General features: G+C 65.2%; 4 protein-coding genes. 2 read left to right on the plus strand and 2 right to left on the minus strand.

Annotation, left to right across the window (positions count from 1 at the left end; translation table 11 throughout):
• Positions 1-54 precede the first annotated feature (54 nt).
• Both Aut01nite_RS42970 and Aut01nite_RS42975 read left to right on the plus strand, forming a co-directional pair.
• Positions 55-516 (plus strand): hypothetical protein, encoded by a 462-nt coding sequence (locus tag Aut01nite_RS42970; protein WP_052164379.1) that lies wholly within the window; start codon positions 55-57, stop codon positions 514-516.
• The gene (locus tag Aut01nite_RS42975; RefSeq protein WP_152629013.1) at positions 444-1190 is read left to right on the plus strand and encodes a hypothetical protein; all 747 of its coding nucleotides are present in this window, start codon (positions 444-446) and stop codon (positions 1188-1190) included. Before Aut01nite_RS42970 ends, Aut01nite_RS42975 begins: the two co-directional genes overlap by 73 nt.
• A 21-nt stretch (positions 1191-1211) precedes the next feature.
• On the opposite strand, the gene Aut01nite_RS42980 is transcribed toward Aut01nite_RS42975, so the two are convergent.
• Together Aut01nite_RS42980 and Aut01nite_RS42985 are read right to left on the minus strand one after the other, a co-directional pair.
• On the minus strand, positions 1212-1472 hold the full coding sequence (locus tag Aut01nite_RS42980) for a Txe/YoeB family addiction module toxin (protein WP_043530828.1): 261 nt from the start codon (positions 1470-1472) through the stop codon (positions 1212-1214).
• Positions 1469-1726, minus strand: coding sequence for a type II toxin-antitoxin system Phd/YefM family antitoxin (locus Aut01nite_RS42985; protein ID WP_043530827.1), 258 nt, complete (start codon positions 1724-1726; stop codon positions 1469-1471). Before Aut01nite_RS42985 ends, Aut01nite_RS42980 begins: the two co-directional genes overlap by 4 nt.
• Positions 1727-2133: the final 407 nt, after the last annotated feature.

Consider the following 2133-nt stretch of genomic DNA (forward strand, 5'->3'; position numbering starts at 1 on the left):
CCCGAACGAGGCATCCCGTGCCGATCTGACTCCGGCAGCTCATAGGTTGGTGGCATGTCGATGTCTGATGCCACGCTGCTACGACGCGCTGGTGACCTCAAGGGCGAGCTGGTGGCGTTCTCTCAACAGCCCCGCTACGACCGGGCTGCGTCGGAATTCCTGGCCGAATACGGCAACGGCCGGGAAGACGCCGACGAGCAGCGGTGGATGCTGCTCTGGGACTGTTTCGTGCTGGAGCACCGGCTGGCGAACGGCCGGACAGTGGTGGAGCAGTTCGTGGGCTCCCGGCCGGACCTGCCGGAGGCCGAGCGGGAGATGCTGCTCGGCTGGCGCGATGTGGTGCAGGGCCCGTTCGAGGTGCGGCGCAAGGACGGGCCCGCGCTCGTGGTGGAGAGCCTGGTCGACGACTTGACCTATCGGGTTCGGTCGAACATGGGCCGGCCGTGTTCAAGCAGATGCCGCGCCGCTCGTTCATCATCGCCCGGCTGGTCGCGGTCGGTGACGAGTGGATGTTGAGCGGGCCGGTACAGATCCTGCGCGGGAGCGATCGGGACATCGCCTATCAGCTCGCGCTGGACATGTCGTTGCGTACGCCGGAAGCGGTGTTCCGAAATCCGGAGAAGCTTGCGCAGGCGTGCGAGCATCAGCGTGCTGACCGGGCCCGGTTCGTGGAGTTCTTCGGCACTGACCTGCTGGTGGTTCCGGGGGAACAGGCGCAGGAGCGGCTCGACGGCTACTACACGTACTGCCGTGACGCGATTCTCGGGCCGGACCCGGAGGACGTTCCTCCTGCGGTGTCGATGTCGTTGCCGCTGGACCTGACCGATGCGGAGACGGTGGCGCTGATCTACGACGAGATGGACGGACTCGGCTTCTACGCGGAGTTCGGCCTGGTGGAGGAAGCGTTCGCGAACCCCGACCTGCTGCGACGCCGCCGATGGCGCGAGCAGACACTGTCCTATCTCGAGGACGACAGCGTGGAGCCGATGGTCCTGCGCCGGCTGGCGGCGAGGGATCCCGAGAAGGCGAGTGTCGTGTTCCGGCGGCTGCTGAAACGGCCACGGTTCGACTGGAGCCGGGACGGTGAGACGCTGCTGCGCGAGGTCAAGCCGGGCTATTTCGATCGGCCACCGCGCCCGCGAGTGAGCCCACTCAGTGAGCGGTTGGCAGAGTTCGCCAAACGCCACTGAGCAGCAACGAGAAGGTCGGAGCTATTCGTAGTGGTATCGGCAGGAGATGATGGTGATCTCGTTGGTCTCGACGGCGTACACCATGCGGTGTTCGTCGTCGATGCGCCGTGACCGGAGTCCCGCGAGGTTGTTTCGGAGGAGTTCCGGTTTGCCGATGCCCTGCCCGTCGGGGTCACGTTTGATGTCGGCGATCAGGGCGTTGATGCGTCTGAGGGTCTTGCGGTCCTGGGTCTGCCAGTACAGGTAGTCGCCCCAGGCGTTGTCGGTCCAGCTGAGTTTCACTCCTCGGGGCCGAACTCGCGCTCGGTGGCTCGTCCCGCTCGCCACTGCTCGACGCTTTCAGTAAGGCGCTTGGCGTTGGCGGGGGATCGAAGCAGGTAGTTGGTCTCCATGATCGAGTCCCAGTCCTCCTTGCTCACCAGGACGGCGTTACCCCGCTTGGAGACGATCTCGATCGGGGTGTGGTCCTCGTTGACGCGCTCAATGAGCGGAAAGAGGGACTTGCGCGCCTCGCTGGCACTGATCGCGGACGTCATGATGCCTCCTGGAGTGGTACTGGATACGGTACCACTATCGGCATGGAGGGTGAGCCCGTTGTTGTCGCGGTCAACGGCCCCGAGCGCTGTTCCTAACACGTGAGCTGGTCAAACGTCCCGGCAGTGGGCGGCCCGGGACGATGATCGGGCGGTTCGCATGGTGCAACGTCCGGCCCACGTTTGTTTGCCTGGGGAGCGACCCCCAAACCCCACGTTACGGTGGTCGCTCCTGGCGAACCGCCGGCGAGTATGCCCGGAGGCCGGCTCGATGAGTGGCTCTCGACCGCCCTGATTTGGTCGACGCCTGCCCCGAGAGCCGCGCCTATGGCACGACTGTCCTGTCGAAGCTCACATCCTGAACTGAGATGATGTCTACTTCGGCTATCGGCGAATCTCGACGGTGCCCC

This window comes from Actinoplanes utahensis (genome assembly GCF_016862455.1).
Taxonomy (GTDB): domain Bacteria; phylum Actinomycetota; class Actinomycetes; order Mycobacteriales; family Micromonosporaceae; genus Actinoplanes; species Actinoplanes utahensis.

Bases quoted from the DNA above. Each gene is read 5' to 3' on its own strand.
- Aut01nite_RS42985 (WP_043530827.1), bottom strand. From the start codon at position 1,726: ATGACGTCCGCGATCAGTGCCAGCGAGGCGCGCAAGTCCCTCTTTCCG.
- Aut01nite_RS42970 (WP_052164379.1), top strand. From the start codon at position 55: ATGTCGATGTCTGATGCCACGCTGCTACGACGCGCTGGTGACCTCAAG.